Raw genomic sequence first — 1,040 nt, forward strand, 5'->3', positions numbered from 1 at the left:
AACGTTTAATATATGTGTCGTAGCAAGGCAAAATGTTACCTTGCTTTTTGATTTTTCTGCGCATTGATTGCTAACTTCCCTTTGTGCAAGCATTGCGCCTTCATAAATATACAATAACCATTAGATTCATCACTTAGCTGCTATGATCACATATATGTTGTTAGCAAACGTTTATTTTGACATTCTGTTATTCAATTCTTCAGGAGTAATTTCACCTAAATTGCACAGCATCATTGAATAGTAAGGTTCTAAATTTTCACCAACTCCAGGTTTATTCAGATTATCAATTAGTAAATCGAAATTTTGGTTATCTTGAAAATTTGGTATTCTTTTTAAGGCTGCAAATCGTACATTTAGGTCAGAGTCAAATAAGGCAGCATAGTAAATTAGGTAGAAGAAATTATTATCACCTTTATCTCCCAATACCATTATGTCTCCCATTCTTTCTTTATCAGTTCGGTTGCAGAATTTTTTAATAGATTCTTTCCCTTGTACAGATAAATTAAGTTCAAATTTATCAAAATTAACCTGAGTGATTTTCTCTTTCCTAAAAAGTTTTTTGAACATCTTATTGAATGTTAGTAAACACTGTTATTTAAGTATTTCGGTTTAGATAAAGCATTTTCATATTGCTCTTTTGAGAAAAAAGGCCAGTATTCTTTATCTCCAGATTGAGTTATGTTAATAGTTTCATTTTTTATTCGAAACAATTGGCTTAAGTATTTTTTTATATTTTTAATTAATGAAGGCTCAGACCATTGATATTCAAAATCAGATTTAAGAAAAAGAATGGTCCTTTTTAAGACTTCTTCATCTGACTTTGCCATTTTCCATTTCCCTTGATTTTTGTGAGTTCGTATGTCGTCATATAAGTACCAAAGTTGATGTTTAATTTCACTTACTCCTTTATCCTTAGTTGTTAAAGTGAAGTTGATTTCATCAAATTCGAAATTATCAATCAAACAAGACCAATAATGCCGACAAGATTCAGCAAGCTTATTTCTGTTTTTTCGATCAATCATTTTATATGTTTGCTAACG

The 1,040-nt window shown here is 30.0% G+C and carries 2 protein-coding genes; both read right to left on the reverse strand.

Features of this window, described 5'->3' with window-relative positions; genetic code table 11:
* Nucleotides 1–171 precede the first annotated feature (171 nt).
* Entirely contained in the window at nt 172–567 is a 396-nt protein-coding gene (locus tag J8L88_RS23370) for a hypothetical protein (protein ID WP_211062074.1), read from the reverse strand.
* 11 nt (nt 568–578) lie between these two features.
* Nucleotides 579–1,022: a hypothetical protein gene (locus J8L88_RS23375; protein WP_211062077.1), complete on the reverse strand. Its 444-nt coding sequence runs from the start codon at nt 1,020–1,022 to the stop codon at nt 579–581.
* Nucleotides 1,023–1,040: the final 18 nt, after the last annotated feature.

It is taken from the genome of Aquimarina sp. MMG015, assembly GCF_018100855.1.
Taxonomy (GTDB): Bacteria; Bacteroidota; Bacteroidia; order Flavobacteriales; family Flavobacteriaceae; genus Aquimarina; species Aquimarina latercula.

Bases quoted from the DNA above. Each gene is read 5' to 3' on its own strand.
- J8L88_RS23375 (WP_211062077.1), bottom strand. From the start codon at position 1,022: ATGATTGATCGAAAAAACAGAAATAAGCTTGCTGAATCTTGTCGGCAT.
- J8L88_RS23370 (WP_211062074.1), bottom strand. From the start codon at position 567: ATGTTCAAAAAACTTTTTAGGAAAGAGAAAATCACTCAGGTTAATTTT.